2 pseudogenes are annotated in these 1,460 nt (G+C 73.9%); both read right to left on the bottom strand.

Annotation, left to right across the window (positions count from 1 at the left end):
- A pseudogene (locus AAHZ94_RS33965) lies at window positions 1-246 on the bottom strand (3' terminal RNA ribose 2'-O-methyltransferase Hen1); the annotation flags it as partial.
- Window positions 247-574: 328 nt separating this feature from the next.
- Window positions 575-1,162, bottom strand: a pseudogene (gene mmuM / locus AAHZ94_RS33960) (homocysteine S-methyltransferase); the annotation flags it as partial.
- Between the last annotated feature and the right edge of the window lie 298 nt (window positions 1,163-1,460).

Here is a 1,460-nt window from a genome sequence, read left to right as displayed (position 1 = left end):
GGTCGACCCCGCACCACGCCGGGCCCCCGAACCCTTCCCCCGCCCGCCCCGCACCAACGCCACCGCATCCACCTCATGCACCAACGCGACCGTGCAACGCTCGGGCGACGCCTCGGGGTAGAAGACGTGCGCCACACCATACGCAGTGGAAAACCGCTGGGCCTTCTCCGGATGCTTGTGCAGCAGGAAACCCAGGTCGGTCGCGGGCAGTTCGGAGCCACCAGTGGTGGTCAGGGATAAGAACACACGCCCGATTATCGCCGGGAACGCCCCCACACCCCACCGAATTCCTTTGCGGCCTTCGCTGGTGGCGTTTCCTTGCGGCGCTTCCCTGCTTCATCTTCTCGCTGCGTACCCCTGTTGGCTTCCCCTTGCCGGGTCCCCTGCTGCGCCCCCCTGCCGTGGTTTCCGCTTCTCTTTCGGTGGGGGCTCAGGCGGGGGGCTCTTTGCCTTCCCTGCCGAGGTTTCTGCTTCTCTCTCCCCGGGGGGCGGGGGGGCTCCCCCCTCCCCTCCCCCTCCCTCCCCTCTCCGCCCCCACCCCCACGCCCATCCCCACCCCACGCTCGCCCGTCCCTCACCCTCCCCCGACCGCTAGCGCAAGCTCCGCGATGTGGTCGGGGCCCACTCGGCAGCAGCCGCCGATCAGTCGCGCCCCGTGGGTCTGCCAGGTGGCGACCCGCGCCGGGTCGAAGGTGCTCCGGCCGCGCCAGTCGTGCGCGGTCGTGTCCCATTCCTCGCCGCTGTTCGGGTAGACCACGACTGGCTTCCCCGTGATCCGCGCCGCCAGCCGCACGGCGTCATCCGCATCGGCCGGCGTGCAGCAGTTCACGCCCACCGCAATCACCTGGTCGTGGGCGGCCGCCAGCGCAAGGGCGTGCTCCAGCGGCTGGCCGGCCCGCGTTCGGTTTCCCTGCACGCTGTACGAGAGCCACACCGGCACGCCACATCCTTCGGCAGCCCGCAGCATCGCTTCCGCCTCGTCGACGTCCGGCACCGTCTCCAGGGCCAGGACGTCCGGCCGAGCGGCGGCCAGCGCCGCTATGCGCGGCCGGTGGAACTCCGTCAGCTTCCGCACGCTCAGCCCGTACCGGCCCCGGTACTCGCTCCCGTCCGCCAGCATCGCCCCGTACGGCCCCACGGACCCGGCCACCCACACGCCTCCGGCCCCCGCCCCAAGCCCCCCAGCCACATCCACATCCACGCCCGCACCCGCACCCGCACCCGCACCCGCACCCGAGCCGACCAGCGCCAGCGCATCCCCCGACCCACCGGCTGCCCGCCGACCGCCGCGGGCCTCGCCACCTCCGTACGCCCCACCACCTCCGCGTACCCCACCGCTTCCGCCCGGCCCATCCGCTCCCATCGGCCGCCGCGTGCCGTCCCGTTCCCGCTCGGCCGCCGCCGGCGCGTCCGGTCGCGGTCCGCCCGCCGCCGCCCGGCCCCCCCCCCCCCCGCCCCCC

This window comes from Streptomyces sp. HSW2009 (assembly GCF_040240285.1).
GTDB lineage: Bacteria > Actinomycetota > Actinomycetes > Streptomycetales > Streptomycetaceae > Streptomyces.
Note: the sequence above shows the minus strand (reverse complement) of the source record. Positions and strands in the feature narration are given on the sequence as shown.